At 60.6% G+C, this 20,012-nt stretch carries 18 protein-coding genes; 7 read left to right on the top strand and 11 right to left on the bottom strand.

Annotated features, from left to right (window positions below):
- Nucleotides 1–99: 99 nt before the first annotated feature.
- Complete coding sequence (gene phoC, locus ACE3MN_RS15520; RefSeq protein ID WP_004138262.1) at nt 100–846, bottom strand: acid phosphatase PhoC; 747 nt, start codon at nt 844–846, stop codon at nt 100–102.
- Between the two features lie 227 nt (nt 847–1,073).
- On the opposite strand from phoC, the gene selD reads away from it, so the two are divergent.
- Together selD and ACE3MN_RS15510 are read left to right on the top strand one after the other, a co-directional pair.
- The gene (gene selD / locus ACE3MN_RS15515) at nt 1,074–2,117 is read left to right on the top strand and encodes a selenide, water dikinase SelD (RefSeq protein WP_024359457.1); all 1,044 of its coding nucleotides are present in this window, start codon (nt 1,074–1,076) and stop codon (nt 2,115–2,117) included.
- Nucleotides 2,118–2,121: 4 nt separating this feature from the next.
- The gene (locus ACE3MN_RS15510; RefSeq protein ID WP_004121401.1) at nt 2,122–4,077 is read left to right on the top strand and encodes a DNA topoisomerase III; all 1,956 of its coding nucleotides are present in this window, start codon (nt 2,122–2,124) and stop codon (nt 4,075–4,077) included.
- Nucleotides 4,078–4,147: 70 nt separating this feature from the next.
- On the opposite strand, the gene gdhA is transcribed toward ACE3MN_RS15510, so the two are convergent.
- Both gdhA and ACE3MN_RS15500 read right to left on the bottom strand, forming a co-directional pair.
- Entirely contained in the window at nt 4,148–5,491 is a 1,344-nt protein-coding gene (gdhA, locus tag ACE3MN_RS15505; protein WP_004138255.1) for an NADP-specific glutamate dehydrogenase, read from the bottom strand.
- 182 nt (nt 5,492–5,673) lie between these two features.
- Nucleotides 5,674–6,084, bottom strand: a complete 411-nt coding sequence (locus tag ACE3MN_RS15500) for a pyrimidine (deoxy)nucleoside triphosphate diphosphatase (RefSeq protein ID WP_102650190.1) — start codon at nt 6,082–6,084, stop codon at nt 5,674–5,676.
- Between the two features lie 86 nt (nt 6,085–6,170).
- On the opposite strand from ACE3MN_RS15500, the gene ACE3MN_RS15495 reads away from it, so the two are divergent.
- Nucleotides 6,171–6,788, top strand: a complete 618-nt coding sequence (locus tag ACE3MN_RS15495) for a CDP-alcohol phosphatidyltransferase family protein (protein WP_102650152.1) — start codon at nt 6,171–6,173, stop codon at nt 6,786–6,788.
- A 143-nt stretch (nt 6,789–6,931) separates the two neighbouring features.
- Here the strand turns inward: ACE3MN_RS15495 and ACE3MN_RS15490 are convergent, their stop codons facing one another.
- The 8 genes from ACE3MN_RS15490 to xthA all read right to left on the bottom strand — a co-directional run bounded on the left by ACE3MN_RS15490 (nt 6,932) and on the right by xthA (nt 14,515).
- Nucleotides 6,932–8,239, bottom strand: coding sequence for a sulfurtransferase (locus tag ACE3MN_RS15490; RefSeq protein WP_024359454.1), 1,308 nt, complete (start codon nt 8,237–8,239; stop codon nt 6,932–6,934).
- 78 nt (nt 8,240–8,317) lie between these two features.
- Nucleotides 8,318–8,950 carry an ATP-binding cassette domain-containing protein gene (locus ACE3MN_RS15485; protein ID WP_049131828.1) on the bottom strand — a complete coding sequence of 211 codons (633 nt, stop codon included), beginning with the start codon at nt 8,948–8,950 and terminating at the stop codon, nt 8,318–8,320.
- Nucleotides 8,950–10,485, bottom strand: coding sequence for an ABC transporter permease subunit (locus ACE3MN_RS15480; protein ID WP_064342494.1), 1,536 nt, complete (start codon nt 10,483–10,485; stop codon nt 8,950–8,952). Before ACE3MN_RS15480 ends, ACE3MN_RS15485 begins: the two co-directional genes overlap by 1 nt.
- Nucleotides 10,458–11,618, bottom strand: coding sequence for an ABC transporter substrate-binding protein (locus ACE3MN_RS15475; RefSeq protein ID WP_102650153.1), 1,161 nt, complete (start codon nt 11,616–11,618; stop codon nt 10,458–10,460). The genes ACE3MN_RS15480 and ACE3MN_RS15475 overlap by 28 nt, the downstream gene beginning before the upstream one ends.
- A gap of 9 nt (nt 11,619–11,627) precedes the next feature.
- The gene (locus tag ACE3MN_RS15470; RefSeq protein ID WP_024359451.1) at nt 11,628–12,179 is read right to left on the bottom strand and encodes a carboxymuconolactone decarboxylase family protein; all 552 of its coding nucleotides are present in this window, start codon (nt 12,177–12,179) and stop codon (nt 11,628–11,630) included.
- Nucleotides 12,176–12,874, bottom strand: coding sequence for a TVP38/TMEM64 family protein (locus ACE3MN_RS15465; RefSeq protein ID WP_004138228.1), 699 nt, complete (start codon nt 12,872–12,874; stop codon nt 12,176–12,178). Before ACE3MN_RS15465 ends, ACE3MN_RS15470 begins: the two co-directional genes overlap by 4 nt.
- Nucleotides 12,864–13,517 carry a TVP38/TMEM64 family protein gene (locus ACE3MN_RS15460; protein WP_049089998.1) on the bottom strand — a complete coding sequence of 218 codons (654 nt, stop codon included), beginning with the start codon at nt 13,515–13,517 and terminating at the stop codon, nt 12,864–12,866. The genes ACE3MN_RS15465 and ACE3MN_RS15460 overlap by 11 nt, the downstream gene beginning before the upstream one ends.
- Nucleotides 13,518–13,708: 191 nt before the next feature.
- Nucleotides 13,709–14,515 carry an exodeoxyribonuclease III gene (gene xthA, locus ACE3MN_RS15455; protein WP_024359449.1) on the bottom strand — a complete coding sequence of 269 codons (807 nt, stop codon included), beginning with the start codon at nt 14,513–14,515 and terminating at the stop codon, nt 13,709–13,711.
- A 444-nt stretch (nt 14,516–14,959) separates the two neighbouring features.
- On the opposite strand from xthA, the gene ACE3MN_RS15450 reads away from it, so the two are divergent.
- Genes ACE3MN_RS15450 through astB form a run of 4 tightly spaced genes read left to right on the top strand, consistent with a single transcriptional unit; the run spans nt 14,960 to nt 20,008 of the window.
- Nucleotides 14,960–16,180, top strand: a complete 1,221-nt coding sequence (locus tag ACE3MN_RS15450; protein WP_049086182.1) for an aspartate aminotransferase family protein — start codon at nt 14,960–14,962, stop codon at nt 16,178–16,180.
- Nucleotides 16,177–17,211 carry an arginine N-succinyltransferase gene (gene astA / locus ACE3MN_RS15445; protein WP_024359447.1) on the top strand — a complete coding sequence of 345 codons (1,035 nt, stop codon included), beginning with the start codon at nt 16,177–16,179 and terminating at the stop codon, nt 17,209–17,211. Before ACE3MN_RS15450 ends, astA begins: the two co-directional genes overlap by 4 nt.
- A complete protein-coding gene (gene astD, locus ACE3MN_RS15440; protein WP_049131825.1) occupies nt 17,208–18,686 on the top strand; it encodes a succinylglutamate-semialdehyde dehydrogenase in 1,479 nt (492 codons plus the stop codon). The genes astA and astD overlap by 4 nt, the downstream gene beginning before the upstream one ends.
- Nucleotides 18,683–20,008 carry an N-succinylarginine dihydrolase gene (gene astB, locus ACE3MN_RS15435; RefSeq protein ID WP_098363393.1) on the top strand — a complete coding sequence of 442 codons (1,326 nt, stop codon included), beginning with the start codon at nt 18,683–18,685 and terminating at the stop codon, nt 20,006–20,008. Before astD ends, astB begins: the two co-directional genes overlap by 4 nt.
- The last annotated feature ends 4 nt before the right edge of the window (nt 20,009–20,012 follow it).

The raw sequence follows: 20,012 nt of genomic DNA, 5'->3' as shown, positions 1-20,012 counted from the left end.
CGCTGTCGTTTGTTGTGCCTGTCATCCGGGAGCCGGAGAAGATGACAGTGGTGAAAAGAGTTGCAGGCGTTCACAGTATCTACCAAACCGCGGACGACGTTACTTCTGTCGTTTCGCGAATTCGTCTTTCGCTTTCTGCAGCTGCTGCTGGAAGGCCGGATTGGTATGCAGCGTGGCAACCACTGCCGAACCGACGATACGCGCCGCGTCGACGTCGCTCTGCCAGTGATAGCCGCAGATCACCCGGCTTTCGCCCAGCTCAAAGCCGCGCTTAAGGATTTCGTTTTGCCGCTGGGGATTAATCTCAGCCAGCACCAGCGCGGTGGCCCAGCCGATAGAGGTGTGGCCGGAAGGGTAGGAGCCGTTTTTCGATAGCGTATCCTGTTCCTTGGTGTTACAGGTGGCGACGCCATAAAACGCAAAGGGGCGAATGCGCATGTATTTCTCCTTCGCCCCACGCGTCGCCAGGTCGCCGGCATCTTCAATCATGTTGGTGAGCAGCTTGTGCAGCTCCGGCGCATCTTTGGCGGTAATAGGCGAGCCGAAGGCACCGGAGAAGGCGTTGGCGACGCCGCCGCCGCTCAGGTTTGCGTCTTCCGCCGCCAGTTTGCCGCGCTCGGTGCCGCGCAGCAGGCGTCCTTTCTCATACATTGCCTGATCGTTTAAAAACGCGATACTGCCCACCTCCGGCGGCGGCGGTAGCAGCGCGAGGCTGTCGATAGCCTGCGCATTGGTCAGATAGTAGAGATCGGGCTTGGTGGTGACGTCGTTACCGGCGGGAACCAGGGCGAAAGCGTTGATGGAGAAGAAACTGGCCAGGCAAACGGCGAGAACACGCTTTTTCATTAAAATTTCCTTACGTTGTTATATGTCCAGAGAAAACAGAATTTATGCTTGTCATATTTCTGTCATTTTTTAGTAAAGGGTAAAATCACGTTGAAAAAGCGGGCCCGCATCGCAAAATCGGTTTTTTGTCTGCTTAATGAGCAACCATACGCGATTTCGGACTGTCGCACTTACCACTCCGCCGTTTGGGCGCTACCATAGCGGGATTGCAATGACAGGAGATGTCCATGAGCGAGCAAACCATTCGTTTAACGCAATACAGCCACGGAGCCGGTTGCGGGTGTAAAATTTCCCCTAAAGTGCTGGAAACTATCCTGCAAAGCGACCAGGCCAAATTTATCGACCCAAATCTGCTGGTGGGCAACGAAACCAGCGATGATGCCGCCGTCTACGATCTCGGCAACGGTACGTCGATCGTCAGCACCACCGACTTTTTTATGCCGATCGTCGACAATCCGTTCGACTTTGGGCGCATCGCGGCGACCAACGCCATCAGCGATATTTTCGCCATGGGCGGTAAGCCGATTATGGCGATCGCTATTCTCGGCTGGCCCATCAATACCCTGGCGCCGGAAATTGCCCGTCAGGTGGTTGAGGGCGGTCGTTTTGCCTGCCAGCAGGCGGGGATCGCGCTGGCCGGGGGCCACTCGATTGATGCGCCTGAACCCATCTTCGGTCTTGCGGTGACCGGCGTGGTTCCGACCGAGCGGGTGAAGAAAAACAGCACCGCGCAGGCCGGCTGCAAGCTGTATCTCACTAAACCGCTGGGTATTGGCGTGCTGACCACCGCGGAGAAAAAGTCGCTGCTGAAGCCAGAGCACCAGGGGCTGGCGACGGAAACCATGTGCCAGATGAACCTCGTTGGCTCGGCATTTGCCCATATCGACGGCGTGAAGGCGATGACCGATGTGACCGGCTTCGGGCTGCTGGGCCATCTCAGCGAAGTGTGCCGCGGCGCGGGCGTACAGGCGCAGCTTACCTATGCGGATATCCCGAAACTGCCCGGCGTGGAAGCCTACATCGCGGCGGGCGCGGTGCCGGGCGGTACCGGGCGTAATTTCGCCAGCTACGGTCATCTGATGGGCGATATGCCGCCAGAGTGGCGCGATCTGCTGTGCGATCCGCAAACCTCCGGCGGTCTGCTGCTGGCGGTAGCGCCGGAAGCCGAGGCTGAGGTGCAGGCAGCCGCCGCTGAGTTTGGTATCACGCTTAGCGCTATCGGCGAGCTGGTAACCGCCCGCGGCGGACGCCCCATGATTGAGATCCGTTGATTTCATGCGGCTGTTTATTGCAGAAAAACCGAGTCTCGGCCGCGCCATCGCCGAGGTGCTGCCAAAACCGCATCGCAAAGGTGACGGCTATATTGAGTGCGGTAACGGGCAGGTGGTCACCTGGTGCATCGGCCACCTGCTGGAGCAGGCCCAGCCCGATGTCTATGATGCGCGCTATGCGCGCTGGAACCTGCTCGACCTGCCGATCGTGCCGGAAAAGTGGCAGCTCCAGCCTAAGCCATCGGTGACCAAACAGCTTAACGTGATTAAGCGTCTGCTCGGCGATGCGCAGGAAGTCATTCATGCCGGTGACCCGGACAGAGAGGGTCAACTGCTGGTGGATGAGGTACTTGACTATCTGCAGCTGGCGCCGGAAAAGCGTCAGCAGGTGCAGCGCTGTCTGATCAACGATCTTAACCCGCAGGCGGTGGAGCGGGCGATTAACCGCCTGCGCGCCAACAGCGAATTTGTACCCCTGTGCGTCTCGGCGCTGGCCCGCGCCCGCGCCGACTGGTTGTACGGGATCAATATGACCCGCGCGTACACCATCCTTGGCCGTAACGCCGGTTATCAAGGGGTGCTATCGGTCGGACGCGTGCAAACGCCGGTGCTGGGGCTGGTGGTACGCCGCGATGAAGAGATTGAAAACTTCGTCGCTAAAGATTTCTTCGACGTAAAGGCGCATATCGTTACCCCCAAGGATGAACGTTTTGTCGCCACCTGGGTGCCCAGCGAGGCCTGTGAACCGTATCAGGATGAAGAGGGACGGTTGCTGCATCGCTCGCTTGCCGAGCACGTCGTCAAGCGCATTGAGGGCCAGCCGGCGACGGTCACCGCTTATAACGATAAGCGGGACTCTGAGCCAGCGCCGCTGCCGTTCTCCCTCTCGGCGCTGCAGATTGAAGCCGCGAAGCGCTTCGGCTTTAGCGCGCAGAACGTGCTGGATATCTGCCAGAAGCTGTATGAAACCCATAAACTGATTACCTATCCGCGTTCGGATAGCCGCTACCTGCCGGAAGAGCATTTTGCCGGGCGCCATGCGGTGCTGAACGCCATCAGCGTGCACGCGGCGGATCTGCTGCCGCAGCCGGTGGTGGATCCGGAGATCCGCAACCGCTGCTGGGACGATAAAAAGGTTGATGCCCACCACGCGATTATTCCGACCGCCCGCAGCTCGCAGGTGAAGCTCAGTGACAACGAAGAGAAGGTTTACGGCCTGATTGCCCGCCAGTATCTGATGCAGTTCTGCCCGGATGCGGTGTTCCGCAAATGTCAGATCGATCTCGACATCGCCAACGGCAAGTTCGTTGCCAAAGCGCGTTTTCTGGCGGAAGCGGGCTGGCGAACCCTGCTGGGCAATAAAGAGCGCGACGAAGAGAACGACGGCATGCCGCTGCCGGTGGTGGCAAAAGATGACGAGCTGCTGTGCGAAAAAGGCGAAGTGGTGGAGCGGCAGACCCAGCCGCCGCGTCACTTTACCGACGCCACGCTGCTGTCGGCGATGACCGGCATCGCCCGCTTTGTGCAGGATAAAGACCTGAAGAAGATCCTGCGCGCAACGGACGGCCTCGGTACGGAGGCGACCCGCGCCGGCATTATCGAACTGTTGTTCAAGCGCGGCTTCTTAACCAAGAAAGGGCGCTATATCCACTCAACCGACGCCGGGAAGGCGCTGTTCCATTCGCTGCCTGAAATGGCGACGCGCCCGGATATGACCGCCCACTGGGAGTCGATTCTGACGCAAATCAGCGAGAAGCAGTGCCGCTATCAGGACTTTATGCAGCCGCTGGTCGGTACCCTGTTCCAGCTTATCGACCAGGCCAGGAGCACGCCGGTACGCCGCTTCCGCGGAATTGTGGCGCCGGGCGACGGCAAGAAAAGCTTTAGTAAGGGGAAAGGCCGAGCCAAAGCGAAAGATAAAAAATCCGCCTCCGGCCCCGCGGCGGAAAGCCCGCAATAAAAAACCCCGGGAAACCGGGGTTTATCTCGATATCATCCGAACTTGCGCCGGGTTCGAAGAAATATCCGTCTTAAATCACGCCCTGCGCCAGCATCGCGTCGGCGACCTTCACGAAACCGGCGATGTTCGCGCCGCGTACGTAGTTGGTCTGCTTCGCTTCGCCGCCGTACTCAACGCAGGCGTGGTGGATATCCAGCATGATGTGGTGCAGACGAGCGTCCACTTTCTCCGCTTTCCAGCCCATGCGCGCGGCGTTCTGCGCCATTTCCAGGCCCGAGGTGGCTACGCCGCCGGCGTTCGCCGCTTTACCCGGCGCAAAAAGCACGCCCGCTTCGAGGAACAGATCGGTCGCTGCGATAGTGGTTGGCATATTGGCGCCTTCGGCGACGGCCTTCACGCCGTTGGCGATCAGCTGACGGGCAGCGTCGACGTCCAGCTCGTTTTGCGTGGCGCACGGCAGCGCGATATCCACCGGCACGGACCACGGCTGTTTGCCTTCAAGATAGGTCAGGCCGAACTCGCGCGCGTAATCCGCCACGCGGCCGTGGCTGCGCTCTTTAATGTCGATCAGGCGCGCCAGTTTTTCTTTGGTGAAGCCGGCTTCGTCAACCACGGTACCGTTGGAGTCGGAAGCCGTAATCACCCGCGCGCCGAGCTCCATGGCTTTTTCAATCGCGTACTGCGCCACGTTGCCCGAGCCGGACACCGCGACGCGAGCCCCTTCAAAGCCTAAACCGTGGCGCTTAAGCATCGCTTCGGTGAAGTAAATCAGACCGTAACCGGTGGCTTCCGGACGAATCAGGCTGCCGCCGAAGGAGAGGCCTTTACCGGTGAATACGCAGGCGCTGTTGTTGGAGAGCTTACGCATCATCCCGGCCATAAAGCCCACTTCACGCCCGCCTACGCCGATATCACCGGCCGGCACGTCGGTATCCGGGCCGAGGTGGCGATACAGTTCGGTCATCAGCGCCTGGCAGAAACGCATCACTTCGCCATCGCTTTTGCCTTTAGGATCGAAGTCGCTGCCGCCTTTACCGCCGCCCATTGGCAGGGTGGTCAGAGCGTTTTTGAAGGTTTGTTCAAAACCGAGGAATTTCAGAATCGACAGGTTTACGGAGGGGTGGAAACGCATACCGCCCTTATAAGGGCCGATGGCGGAGTTGAACTGCACGCGCCAGGCGCGGTTAACCTGAACCTGATTGCGGTCATCAACCCAAACGACGCGGAACTGGATGGCACGCTCCGGTTCAACCAGACGTTCCAGCAAATTCATCTGACGATAGCGCGGATTTTCCTCAAGAAATGGCCACAGGGTGGTCATCACCTCGCGGACCGCCTGAGCAAATTCAGTTTGATTTGGATCGCGCTGTTGAACGCGGGCGAGAAAACCTTCCAGAGTGCACGTCTGATCCATAGATATAAGTTCCCCTTATGGTTGTGGTTGCGTCTATTTATTATGATTCGGCCCTTGAAAAAGCCGATTTTCCGACTATACCATCGGAAATCGTTAGTTAAGCAAGGAAAAATTGTTCAGAAAGCAAAATTTATAATCAGGCGGTGCTCATAATCAAAAGCGATGACTGCCGCCAGACAAAATTAGCGGGAAGGGAGAGCGGCGCGCCGGGCGATAAAGGCTTCGAGCAGGGGAATATCGGCTGGCGCAAGGTTGAAGGTAAACGCCTCCTGGGGTGAACACCAGCGCAGCTGGCTGTGGTAGCGGGCGATGGGTTCGCCGTGAAAATGTGGAACCCACCAGGCGTGAAGATGAATCAGGCGGGCGGACACTTCGCGCAGGTGGCTGGCGATGTAGCATTCCGGCCGGGCGTCGATCGCCAGCTCCTCCTGCAGCTCACGCGCCAGCGCCTGGGCCTGGGTTTCGCCAGGTTCGACTTTTCCGCCGGCAAACTCCCACATTCCCGGCTGATCCGCGTGGGGCGGCCGCTGCGCCAGCAGAATGTGCCCATCGCGTTCGATAATGGCGGCAACAACATCAAGGTTTTTTGGCATGTGAATCATCGTTCTGTACGGGATAATGGCCTATTATCACCGTCCTTGTCCCCATCAAACAACCCTGAATCCGCTGGAGAGACTTTGTGCTTGACCGTCATTTGCATCCTCGTCTAAAACCTGTCCTCAACGCCGCCGCCGCCCTGCTGGATCGTCCGGCTATTTCCCCCGACGGCCTGACGCTATTTGGCTTTGCGATTGGCGTGCTGGCGCTGCCGTTTTTAGCCCTGGGCTGGTATCAGGCGGCCCTGGCGGCGATTGTGCTCAATCGCCTGCTGGACGGCTTAGACGGCGCGCTGGCCCGGCGACGCGGATTGACCGATGCGGGCGGTTTTCTCGATATTTCGCTCGATTTCCTGTTTTACGCCCTGGTGCCGTTTGGTTTTATTCTAGCCGATCCGGCCCACAACGCGCTGGCGGGCGGTTGGCTGCTGTTCGCTTTTATCGGCACCGGCAGCAGCTTTCTTGCCTTTGCCGTGCTGGCGGCAAAGCATCAGATCGATAACCCGGGCTACGCCCACAAATCGTTTTATTACCTTGGCGGGCTGACGGAAGGGACGGAAACTATCGCGCTGTTTGTGCTGAGCTGTCTGTTCCCGGCGTGCTTTGCGTGGCTGGCGTGGATGTTTGGCGCGCTGTGCTGGCTGACGACCTTTACACGGGTGTGGAGCGGATACCTGACCCTGAAGCAGGTCAGAGATTGATGAGCCGGTTTTTCCCGGCTCGCGCTGCGCTTAGCCGGGCTACGGGGTCACAGCCGTCTGCGGAACGCGGTAGCCCGCGCGCCGCCTCCGGGAAACGCGCCGGGCCTGATGCTTCCACGTAGCGCATGTTGCCAATTAGCGAATTACTTGCTGCTCTCCGGGCCGCGTTCTCCACGAGAGACCGGGTTTTTCGGGTTGCTGCTCCACTCGTACCAGCCGCCGTCGTAGACCGAGACGTTGTTCCAGCCCATCGCCCGGGCGTACATAAAGGTTTCTGAAGCGCGCCAGCCGGTACCGCAGTAGAAAGCGACCTGCTGGCTCGGCAGAATATTCCATGATTTCCACATCGTGGCGATATCATCTGCGCTGCGCATGGTGCCGTCCGGATTATGGAAATCTTCCATATGGGTGGAGTCGCTTCCGGCATGGCCCCAGCGGGCGCCGGCAATTTCCCCCATCGGCTTGATATAGCTGTAGCCGCTGGTGGTGCCGATAAACTCCGGCCAGGAACGAATGCTCACCAGCGAGGCGTCCTGACGGTGCAGCAGGGCGCGAGCCTGCTCGGTATTGAGCATCAGCTGCGGCTGGCCCGGGATCGCCGCGCCGAACTCCGGCTCGGGTTTTTGCTTCGGCGGCGTTCCGCGCTCGACCGGCAGTCCGGCGTCGGACCAGGTTTTCCAGCCGCCGTCGAGCAGGCGCACATCCTTCACTCCGGCGTAAAGCATGATCTGCGCCACGCGGGCGGCGGCATACACGTCGCGACCGTACAAAATCACCGTGGTATCGTGGCGAATACCGTGTTTTGCCAGCATCGCTTTAAGCTGCGCGTCGGAGACTTTATTCCACAGCGGCTCGCTCTCCACCTCGTTGGTATCGATATACCCGGCGCCCGGAATATGGCTCAGCAGATACAGCTTCGGCGCGCCCCAGGCGGCTTCAAACACTTTCCATTTCCCGGCAGGGGCGGCGGCCACCGCTTTACCTTGCTGAAGATCGTGCAACCACTGCGGATACACCAACTGCTCAAAATGCGGCAGCTTCTGCAGGCGCTCCGCCTGGCTCAGGGCATCGCCAAGCGAGCTGAGATGAGTGAAACCTGCGGCCTTAAGGCGCGCCGCGACTTTCGCGTTGTCGTCGGCGTCGCCGTACAGCGCAATCGGCGTTGAGGCCTGCAGATTGTGCAGCTTAGCCCAGGCGCCCAGCTGTTCGTCGGTCATCGCGCCAAGCCAGCCGGCGGCGAGGTTGAGCGCCTGCGGTTCATGGCCCTGAGGGCCGTTGGCGCCTTGCGGCCAACCGTTATAGAAAGCGCTAAGACGCGTATCAATGGCGACGCCGTTGTGCTGTTGCAGCGTGGAGAGCGTTAGCGTCGGCATGGCGTCAGCGGCGGAGGTGGCAGCGGCAGCAAGCCCCATCAGCAGGGCGAGTGCGGTCAGTTGAGAAACACGTTTCATCGAAATGCCCGGCAGTAGAAAATTGAGCGGCAATTCTCCGCGTTATTAGCGGATAATTCTTTGCGATAGCGCAGGCTTTCATTGCCAGAGCCTCATATGCAAGCAGCGTCCTCCGACGGGCGTATCCTGGTCATCATGCGTGACCAGCACCGCGGGGATCGCCTGCCGCGCCAGTTCGTTGAACACCCAGCGGCGAAAATCGGCGCGCAGCGCCACGTCGAGACGATTAAACGGCTCATCCAGCAGCAGCGCCCGCGGCCGGGCCAGCAGGGCGCGCAGCAGGCTGACCCGCGCCCGCTGGCCGCCGGAAAGGGTTGCCGGATCTCGCCTGTAGAACCCCGCTAACCCGGCACGCTCCAGCGCCTGTTCTACCCGGGGTTTACGCTGGGAACGCTGGACGTCAGCGGGCAGCGCCAGCAGCAGATTTTGCCCGACGCTGAAGTGGTCGAACAGCAGCGCGTCCTGCAACAGAATGCCGATACGCCGCCGCTCGGTGGGTAAACTGTCGCAGCGCTGGTTATCCAGCCACAGCTCGCCGGCGGCGCAGAAACTCTCTTCCAGCGCACCGACCATCCAGGAGAAGAGCGTTGATTTGCCGCTACCGGATGACCCCATCAGGGTCAGGACCTCGCCGGGAGCAACGGAAAAATCGACGTTGCGCAGCAGCGGCTCTCCGTTGAGGCGCAGGGTGAGTTTTTTGACGATCAACATTAGCGTAATCCTTGTCGATAGCGGCCGATCAGCCAGGCCAGCAGCGCGGTGGCGGCAAAAAACAGCGCCGGTAACAGCAGCTGCCACAGCGCCTGCGCGGCGAGGGTGGAGGTATCGCCGCCGCTGCTCAGCGCCACCGCTTCGCTGGTCAGGGTCGCAACCCGTCCGCCTCCCAGCCATAACGTCGGCAGATATTGTGCGATGCTTACCGAAAAGCCCACCGCCAGCGCCGTCAGCAGCGGACGGGTCAGGGCAGGTAAGGTGACCAGCCAGAAGATGCGGCCTCGTTGCCAGCCGAGGGTGCGGGCGACCAGCTCCGCGCGCGGATCGCGAGCGCGCCACGCGGGACGCAGAATAAACAGCATCCACGGTACGACCCACAGCAGATGCCCCCATAAAACGGTGAGCCGCTCGCCGTCCAGCCACGTATACAGCGCCAGCTGATATTGGCCGTCCACCAGCGGCAGCGCCGGTAAAATCAGCGGCAGCCAGATCCATTCGCCGAAGCGGGAGGGGCCCAGCGCCAGCCATAGCAGACAGATGACCGCGCCGATCGCTGCTGAGCATAGCCCAAGCCACAGGCTGTTGCCGACGCTATCGTGGACCGGCTGGCTATTCTGCGCCGCCGCGGCAAGCAGCAGGGCGCAGGCCACCCCGCACAGCGGCAGAAGAAGGGCGAAGCTTTTCCCGGCGAGCGCCCGCGGCTGCGGGCGACGGATCCCCTCAACCGGCGGGATCCGTCGTCGCCAGAGACGCCAGACTCCCCATGCCGCCAGCGCCATCATGGCGAGGGCCAGCAGCAGTATCAGACTGGCGAGGGCGCCTTTCGCCTGCTGGCGCTCATCGCCCTGGCTTAACCATTGCCAGGCCAGCACCGCCAGGGTCGGCGGGTTGCCGGGCCCGATCACCAGCGCGACGTCGACCGCCGAAAGGCTCCAGGCGGCAGTCGCCAGCAGCACTACCGACAGCGCCGGAAGCAGGGTGGGTAACACCAACCACGTCAGGCACTGCCAGCGTCCGTAGCCGAGGCTTTTTAATACCGTTGCCTGTTCGGCCAGGCGTTTTTCACCCAGCAGACCGTAAACCACCCACAGCAGGAACGCGCTCTCTTTCATCGCCATAGTCAGGCCCAGGCCGATGCCGTAGCGGTCGATCGGCGGGGAAAAGAGTGGGAAAAGGCGAGAGAGCCAGCCGCTTTCGGCAAACAGCAGCAGAGCGGCGGTAGCGAAGGCCACGTGGGGCACCGCCAGCAGCAGCGGAAGCCTGGCCGCCAGCCGTCGCCAGCCGCCCGACGGCCAGAGCGCGGCCACGACGGTGAGCGTGATGATCAGCGCGCCGCCCACCGACAGCAGGGTTGAGACGAGAGTCGCCGCCAGCGCCTGGCCAAACTGCGGGTCGGCAAATAGCGATTGCCAGAGGGAGAGGCGAAGAGCCGGAAGCGCCATCAGCGCCGCGGCCGGCAGCAGCGGCAGATAGATCAGCGCGACGGCGGCCCAGGTCAGCAGCCTTAGTGCGTGCCGTAGCGGCGCAGCCATTCCTGCTCCAGCGCGTCAACCCAGGCCGCGTGCGGTTCACCCTGCATCGGCGGTATATCCTGCGGCACAACGGCATTAAAGGCCTGCCGCTCCTTCTCCGTTAATTTCGCCGGATCCAGCACGCTGGGGTCGCCCCATACCGTCGGGTCGGCCTTGCGCAGCTGGGCCTGCGGCGAGAGCAGGAAATTAGCGACTACTTTCGCTCCCGCCGTCGCCCGGGCATTGGCCGGGATCGCCACAAAATGGACGTTGCCGAGCATCCCCTCGCTGAAGCCGAAGCCGTAGCTGTCTTTCGGCAGCTCGCCGCTGGCCGCTTTTTGCTGCGCGTGCAATGGATTAAAGGTGATGGAAAGCCTGAGGGTTCCACTCTTCAGCATGGCATCCATGCGGGCGGGCGAAGCCGGGAAGTCGCGGCCCTGTCGCCACAGCAGAGGGTGAAGCTGGTCAAGATAGCGCCACAGCGGCGCGGTCACGGCGGCGAAGGTGGCCTCCTCAGGCGGCTGGCGCAGGGCGTCGGGCTGCGGGGTCAGCGTCAGCAGCAGCTGTTCAAGAAACGCGGTACCGGTAAAATCCGGCGGACGCGGATAGGTGACGCTGCCGGGATGCGCGGCGGCGAAAGCCAGCAGCGCCTGCGGATTTTGCGGCGCGTCGGGCGTTTGTGAACGACGGGCGATAAAGGTGAGCTGCGCGCCGCCCCACGGAGACTCCGCGCCGTCGGTCGGAAGGGAGAAATCCTCGCGCACCGGCTTTTGCGTATCGACGAAGCGCCAGTTAGGCAGGGTTTCCGCCCAGCGGGTTTGCAGCAGCCTGGCGTTTTTCAGGGTGCGGAAGTTTTCGCCGTTCACCCACAGCAGGTCGATGGAACCACCTTGACTGCGTCCGGCGCGGGCTTCGCTCTGGATACGCTTGACCGCATCGGCGGCATCGGCAATATGCACGATGCGCAGGTCGATAGCGTAGTCGCGCTTCACCTCGTCGCTGACCCAGTCGAGATAGCGGTTAACCGCCGGGTCGCCGCCCCAGGCGTTGAACCACACCGTCTGGTCGCGGGCTTCTTGTTGCGTGGATTGCCATCCCGCGCTGGCGGCCAGCGGGGAGAGCAGCAGTAAAGCGAAGACCAACATACTGCGCATAACCGCTCCTTATGGTTTTGAATCGGTTGGGATCCGGCACAATCCCTGGGCGGGGATCGCCATGGCTGAATTAAAGCGCGCCGACAGGTTTTGTAAACCGATCAGCGCCGTGAGTTCGGTGAGCGCGCGGGCGTCAAACTGACCTGCCAGCCTGTCGCGCAGCGCGTCGTCGACCATCGGCGGCGTCATGCTGGCCGCTTCGGCATACTCCAGCGCCAGCCGCTCGCGTTCGCTGAATAACGCGCTGTCCCGCCATTCGGCGACCGCCAGTAGCTTATCGCTGCCGCCGCTGCGTTCCGCCAGCTTCATATTGGTGATATCAATGCAAAACTCGCATAAGCACAGCTGCGCGACGCGGGCGCTGACCAGCGAGCGCAGCACCGGATCGAGGGGCGAACGCTTGCGTTCCAGATAGCCGACGAACATCGACACCAGGTAAAACACCAGCGGAATACGCCCCCACCAGCGGATAGGGCTGAGCACCTCGCCGTAGTGGCGGCGATGCAGCCAGGCCTGCGGGCGAAGAATCAGCGGAATGGACTTCAGAGGGGGTAAACTCATCGTGAACGCCTCTTTTGTTGTTCAAGATAGAGCGCTTTCGCGACCGCCACCACAATGGCCAGCGCAAACAGGATCGATAAACCGGTGACCAGCCAGAAGGTGCCGCCGGTCAGCAGGCTGCCGGTCCACGAATAGACTATCGTCGCCGGCAGCTGGCCGAGGCCGGTGGCCAGCATAAAGTGGCGAAAGCGCATTGACGTCAGTCCGGCGGCGTAGCTCACCGGATCGAATGGCACGAAGGGCAGCAGGCGGCAGATTAATAGGGTGTGTTTGCCGTAGCGGGTAAAAAAGCCATCCATACTCTGCAATACGCTTTTGCCGGTGAGTTTTTCCACCGCGTCTCGGCCAAGCGCTCTGGCGATAAAAAAGCACAGCGCCGCCCCGGCCATGGCGCTTACCCACGACAGCGCGCCGCCCCAAAAAGCCCCGAACAGGGAGGCGTTGGCAAAGGTGATCAGAAAGGCGGGAAGCGGGGCGATAATCGCCTGCAGAATCATCAGCGCGAAGGAGACCAGCGCCGCCTGCGGGCCCCAGGAATCGATAAAACGCTCAACAGCCTGCTGATCGAGCGTAGCGAAGGCCGCGAGGCTGCGCTGCATAAACCCATGTACGCCGGGTATCAGCCACCATGCCAGCAAAAGCGCAAGCAGCGTAATGCCAATGGCTATCCGCGAGCGCGCGTGGCTATTTTTCATCGTTAGACAGTAACCGTGGCGTCGCGATCCGCCGATAGCGGGCATATCTTTTCGCCGCCTGAATCAGGGCAAATAAGGCCAGCCCCGCGAGCGTCAGCTTGAGCATAAACAGAGAGGTGATCCCGTCGCGAATAAGCTCACTGGCCAGCAGCGTGTAAATAAATATGCCGGGTAAGGTGGTGAGGGCGGAAATAAAGGTAAACGTCCAGAACGGAATCGCCGTCAGGCCATAGGCGTAATTCTGGATATTATAGGGAAACAGCGGGATGAGCCGGGTCAGAATTAAAAAATCGCTGCCGCTACGGGCGATACCGTGTTCAATAGTCTGAAATATCGCCGTCTGCCCGACGTATTTGATCAGCAGCTCGCGGCCCAGCCAGCGGGCGAACAGAAACGACAGGGAAGAGGCGAACGTCGCCGCCAGCAGCGACAGCAAGGTCCCCGCGAGCGGACCAAAAATGACGCCGCCGGCAATCACCAAAATAGAGCCCGGTATTAAAAACAGGGTGGCGACAATAAACAGCAGAATATAGAGCGTATAGCCGAAGGCGCCGCTCTGGCGGATGGCCTCGCGCAGACGATCAAAATGGGTAACCAGCTCGGCAAAACCCGACTGCTGAATAATACAGGCGACAATGCTCAATACGACGACAACAAAAAGCAGCTTATACTCTGCTTTATGACGGCTTCTTTTGCATTGGGTTCTCCTGTATTGCGCGGCGGTCAAAAGTGCGCGCGACAGTATAATAGTTTGCCGCCGTTCACAATCGCTGACGGCGGCTTTTTTGATATGGCTCAGGCTCTGCGGGCCAGAGAGCCTGATGGCGGGGCGGTTTAGGCCTTAAAGCTCGCCCATACCGGCGCGTGGTCGGAGGGTTTTTCCATTCCACGAATTTCGTAGTCGATGCCGGTTTCGACGCAGCGCTGCGCCAGCGGGGTGCTTGCCAGCAGCAGGTCGATGCGCAGCCCGCGGTTATCGTCAAAGCCCTTAGAACGATAATCGAACCACGAGAAATGCTCGTTATCCTGCGGGTTCGCATGGCGGTAAGTATCCACCAGGCCCCAGCCCAGCAGGCGCTCCATCCATTCGCGCTCTTCCGGCAGGAATGAGCATTTGCCGGTACGCAGCCAGCGCTTGCGGTTCTCTTCGCCGATGCCGATATCAAGGTCGGTGGGGCTGATATTCATGTCGCCCATGATCAGCACCGGATTCTCTTTATTCAGTTCGGTCTCGAGGTAGTTTTGCAGGTTCTGGTAAAACGCCGCCTTCGCCGGGAATTTGGTTTCATGATCGCGGCTTTCGCCCTGCGGGAAATAGCCGTTAATCACCGTCAGGTTGCCAAACGGAGAAGGGATTTCCGCCATAATGATGCGGCGCTGGGCCTCTTCCCCATCGTTCGGGAAACCGCGACGCACGGCGATCGGCGTCTCTTTGGTCAGCAGCGCGACGCCGTAGTGGCCTTTCTGCCCGTGATAAAAGACGTTATAGCCCAGCTTCGCCACCTCTTCGAGGGGAAACATGTCGTCGTGGACTTTGGTTTCCTGTAGGCCGATGACGTCGGGCTGGTGTTTATCGATGATGGCGGCCAGCTGATGCGGGCGGGCACGCAGGCCGTTGATATTAAAAGAGACAAATTTCATAGTCGCTGCCACTGTGCAAGGTGAATAGTGCAGGGATGGTAGCAGAAATTCGCCGGGCTGGCTGCGGTAAGGCGGTTTATTCTGCCGATTGCAGCGGTTGGTAGCCTGTTTGCACAAACTGTGCACCATTATGGAACGCGCTGCGCCAAAAAAGGGCGCTTATTACCGATAAATTTCGTCAAGGATCACAATTACAGAATTATATCTTACCTCTGCATAACCTTTCTTTTTATTCGACTGCCAAAGCCGCTTTTAGCGTTTTTATTCACTTTCTATGCATTTTATGTGAATAGTGGGCTTTCGTAACTTATTGATATTTCGTTATCGACCTCGATTTATGCATTTTTACCTCTGGCTGGCACGAACCGTGCAATCTACATTTACAGCGTAATAACCATATTCATTAACATTATTTAAACTTTTTATTTACCGGAAGAGGTCGATATGTCTCAGTCAATTACGCGTAGCAACTTTGATGAATGGATGATGCCTGTATACGCGCCAGCGGCTTTTATTCCGGTACGCGGCGAGGGTTCACGCCTGTGGGATCAGCAGGGAAAAGAGTATATCGACTTTGCGGGGGGCATAGCGGTGAACGCCCTCGGCCATGCGCACCCGCGGCTGGTTAAGGCGCTGACCGAACAGGCGGGGAAATTCTGGCATACCGGCAACGGCTACACCAACGAACCGGTACTGCGTCTGGCGAAGCAACTGATTGACGCCACTTTCGCTGACCGGGTCTTTTTCTGTAACTCGGGAGCGGAAGCCAACGAAGCAGCGCTAAAACTGGCGCGCAAATATGCCCACGATCGTTTCGGCAGTGAGAAAAGCGGCATCGTGGCGTTCAAGAATGCCTTCCACGGCCGCACGCTGTTTACCGTTTCCGCGGGCGGCCAGCCGGCCTATTCGCAGGATTTTGCGCCGCTGCCGCCGCAGATTCAGCATGCTATCTATAACGATCTCGACTCGGCAAAAGCGCTGATCGACGACAATACCTGCGCGGTGATCGTGGAACCGATGCAGGGTGAAGGCGGCGTGGTGCCTGCGGATGCGGACTTCCTGCGCGGCCTGCGCGAACTGTGCGATGCGCACAACGCGCTGCTGATTTTCGACGAAGTCCAGACCGGCGTCGGCCGTACCGGCGAGCTGTACGCCTATATGCACTACGGCGTGACGCCAGACCTGCTTTCCACCGCCAAAGCGCTGGGCGGCGGTTTCCCGATCGGCGCGCTGCTGGCAAGCGAGCGCTGCGCCAGCGTGATGACCGTCGGTACCCACGGCACCACCTACGGCGGTAACCCGCTGGCCTGCGCGGTGGCGGGGGAAGTGTTTGCCACCATCAACACCCGCGAGGTTCTCAACGGCGTTAAGCAGCGCCATCAGTGGTTCTGCGAACGGCTCAACGCGATCAACGCCCGGTACGGCCTATTTAAAGAGATCCGCGGCCTGGGGCTGCTCATTGGCTGCGTGCTGAAGGATGAATATGCTGGCAAGGCTAAGGCTATCAGCAATCAGGCGGCGGAAGAGGGACTGATGATTTTGATTGCCGGCGCCAACGTGGTGCGCTTCGCTCCGGCGCTGATTATCAGCGAAGACGAGGTCAACAGCGGGCTGGATCGCTTCGAGCTGGCCTGCAAACGCTTTCTCGCGGGGGTCTCATCATGATGGTGATCCGTCCGGTAGAAAAAGGCGATCTGCCGGGGCTACTGACCCTGGCGGGCGAGACCGGCGGCGGCCTGACGTCGCTGCCGGCCGATGAAGCCACGCTGGCCGCGCGCATTGAACGTTCGCAGATGACCTGGCGCGGCGAGCTGCCGAAAAGCGAGCAGGGGTATGTGTTCGTGCTTGAAGACTGCGCCAGCGGCGCGGTGGCGGGAATATGCGCCATTGAGGTGGCCGTGGGGCTTAACGACCCCTGGTACAACTATCGCGTTGGTACCCAGGTACACGCGTCGAAAGAGCTTAACGTCTACAACGCCCTGCCGACGCTGTTCCTGAGTAACGATCATACCGGCAGCAGCGAGCTATGCACGCTGTTCCTCGATCCGAAATGGCGTAAAGAGGGCAACGGCTATCTGCTGTCGAAGTCGCGCTTTCTGTTTATGGCCGCCTTTCGCGAACGTTTCAACGAAAAGGTGGTGGCGGAAATGCGCGGCGTCATTGACGAACACGGCTACTCGCCGTTCTGGGAGAGTCTCGGGAAACGCTTTTTCGCGATGGAGTTCTCCCGCGCCGACTATCTGTGCGGTACCGGGCAAAAAGCGTTTATCGCCGCCCTGATGCCGAAGCATCCGCTGTATATCGACTTTTTAAGCGACGAGGCGCGAGCGGTCATTGGCGAGGTCCATCCGCAAACCGCCCCGGCCCGCGCGGTGCTGGAGAAAGAGGGGTTCCGCTATCTCAACTACGTCGATATTTTTGACGGCGGCCCGACGCTGGAGTGCGAAATTGACCGGGTGCGGGCTATTCGCAAAAGCCGGCTGGTCACCGTCGCCGAAGGCCAGCCCGTCCAGGGCGAGTGGCCGGCGTGCCTGGTTGCCAATGAGCAGTACCAGCAGTTTCGCGCCATGCTCGTTCACGCCGACCCGGAGAGCGACCGCCTGGTGCTAAGCGCGCGCGAGCTGGATGCCCTGAAATGCCACCCCGGCGACCAAATCCGCCTGGTGCGCCTGTGCCCCGAGGAGAAAAAATCATGAGTTTATGGATTAACGGCGACTGGCAAAGCGGTCGCGGACCGGCCCGTAGTAAACATAACCCGGTAAGCCAGACGCTGCTGTGGCAGGGCAACGATGCCGATGCCGATCAGGTTGCGCTGGCGGTCAGCGCGGCGCGCGCGGCGTTTCCCGCCTGGGCGCGTCAGCCGTTTGCCGCCCGGAAAGCGATCGCGGAAAAGTTTGCTTCTTTACTGGAAGCGAACAAAAGCGAATTAACCGCGGTTATCGCCCGGGAGACCGGCAAACCGCGCTGGGAAGCGGCAACGGAAATTACCGCGATGATCAATAAAATCGCCATTTCGGTGAACGCTTACCATAGTCGTACCGGAGAAGCGCAGACCGCGATGGCGGACGGTGAGGCGACGCTACGCCACCGGCCGCACGGCGTGCTGGCGGTATTTGGTCCCTACAATTTTCCCGGGCACCTGCCTAACGGTCATATCGTTCCGGCGCTGCTGGCGGGGAATACCGTGGTATTCAAACCCAGCGAGCTGACGCCGCAAAGCGGCGAGGCGGTAGTGAAGCTATGGGCCGAAGCCGGCCTGCCGCCGGGCGTGCTTAACCTGCTCCAGGGCGGGCGGGAAACCGGCGAGGCGCTGAGCGGCCAGGCGGATATCGACGGCCTGCTGTTTACCGGCAGCTCTGCCACCGGTTTTCAGCTACATCGTCAGCTTGCCGGGCAGCCGGAAAAAATTCTCGCCCTCGAGATGGGCGGCAACAACCCGCTGATCGTTGATGATCCTCAGGATATTGATGCCGCCGTGCATCTGACAATTCAGTCGGCCTTTATTACCGCCGGACAGCGCTGTACCTGCGCGCGCCGGCTGCTGGTAAAACGGGGCGAGGCGGGCGATGCCTTTCTTCAACGTCTTGTGACGGTGTCACAAACGCTGATTCCCGCGGCGTGGGACGCTGAGCCTCAGCCGTTCATCGGTGGGTTAATTTCAGCGCAGGCCGCGCAAAAGGTGCATCAGGCCTGGCTGGCCCACGTGGCCAGCGGCGGCAAAACGCTGCTGGAGCCGCGCCTGCTGCAGGCCGGAACCTCGCTGCTGACGCCGGGCATTATCGAGATGAGCGCGGTGGCGCAGGTGGCTGACGAAGAGGTCTTCGGCCCGCTGCTCTGCGTCTGGCGCTATGACCATTTCGATGAGGCGATTGCCCTCGCTAACGCGACCCGTTTCGGACTGTCCTGCGGGCTGATCTCCGCCGAACGCGATAAGTTCGACCAGCTGCTGCTGGAGGCGCGGGCCGGTATCGTTAACTGGAATAAACCGTTGACCGGCGCCGCCAGCACCGCGCCGTTCGGCGGTACCGGCGCTTCCGGCAACCATCGCCCGGGGGCCTGGTACGCCGCGGACTATTGCGCCTGGCCGATGGCCAGCCTGGAATCGCCGGAGCTGTCGCTACCGGCTACCCTCAGCCCGGGGCTGAATTTTCGTCAGGAGACATCCCAATGAAAGCCTGGGAAGTGAACTTTGACGGGCTGCCGGGCCTGACCCACCACTATGCGGGATTATCCTTCGGCAACGAAGCCTCGACAAAACACCGCTATCGGGTGTCGAACCCGCAGCTGGCGGCAAAGCAGGGGCTGAAGAAAATGAAAGCCCTGGCGGATGCGGGCTATCCGCAGGCGCTGATCCCGCCGCAGGAGCGGCCAAACATTCCGCTGTTGCGCCAGATTGGTTTTGACGGCAGCGATGAGCAGGTACTGGAAAAGGCGGCGCGCCAGGCGCCGGAGCTCCTCTCGGCGGCCAGTTCAGCCTCATCAATGTGGGTGGCCAACGCCGCTACAGTCTCGCCATCGGCGGATTCGCTGGACGGCCGGGTGCATCTGACCGTCGCCAACCTGAACGATAAATTCCACCGCGCCAGCGAAGCGCCGACCACTGAAGCGCTGCTGAAGGCGATTTTCCCCGATGCGCAGCGGTTTGCCGTCCACGCCGCGCTGCCCCAGGTATCGCTGTTCGGCGACGAAGGGGCGGCAAACCATAACCGTCTCGGCGGCGACTACGGCGCCCCTGGCGTGCAGCTGTTTATTTACGGTCGCCAGCAGGGAGGCGAGGATAACCCGCAGCGCTACCCGGCGCGGCAGACGCTGGAGGCCAGCCAGGCGGTCGCCCGGCTAAATCAGGTCAATCCCCGGCAGGTGATTTTCGCCCGTCAAAACCCGGCGGTGATTGATAAAGGCGTGTTTCATAACGATGTCATTGCGGTAAGTAATCAGCAGGTGCTGTTTTGTCACGAGCAGGCGTTTGTTGACCAGCCGCAGCTCCTGCAGCAGCTGGCGCAGCAGGTTCCCGGATTTACGCCGCTCGTCGTACCGGCAAGCCAGGTTTCGGTAGAAGACGCGGTGGCGACCTATCTGTTCAACAGTCAGCTGTTGAGCAAACGGGAGGGCGGGATGCGGCTGATTCTGCCGCTGGAGGCGCAGGAGCATCCGGGCGTCTGGCGCTACCTGAACCGGCTGGTGGAAGGCGATAACCCGATCGATGAGCTGCAGGTTTACGATCTGCGCGAAAGCATGGCCAACGGCGGCGGACCGGCCTGCCTGCGTCTGCGGGTGGTGCTGAATGAAAATGAGCGACGGGCGGTGAACCCGGCGGTAATGATGAACGATGCGCTGTTCGCCACCCTGAATGACTGGGTGGACCGCTACTACCGCGATCGTCTGACCCAGGCCGATCTCGCGGATCCGCAGCTGCTGCGCGAAGGCCGCGAAGCGCTCGACCGTTTAACGCAGATCTTGCGCCTGGGCTCAGTGTATCCGTTCCAGCAATAATAAG

It is taken from the genome of Klebsiella grimontii, assembly GCF_042137965.1.
Classification (GTDB): domain Bacteria; phylum Pseudomonadota; class Gammaproteobacteria; order Enterobacterales; family Enterobacteriaceae; genus Klebsiella; species Klebsiella grimontii.
This window is presented reverse-complemented; position numbering and strand designations above follow the sequence as displayed.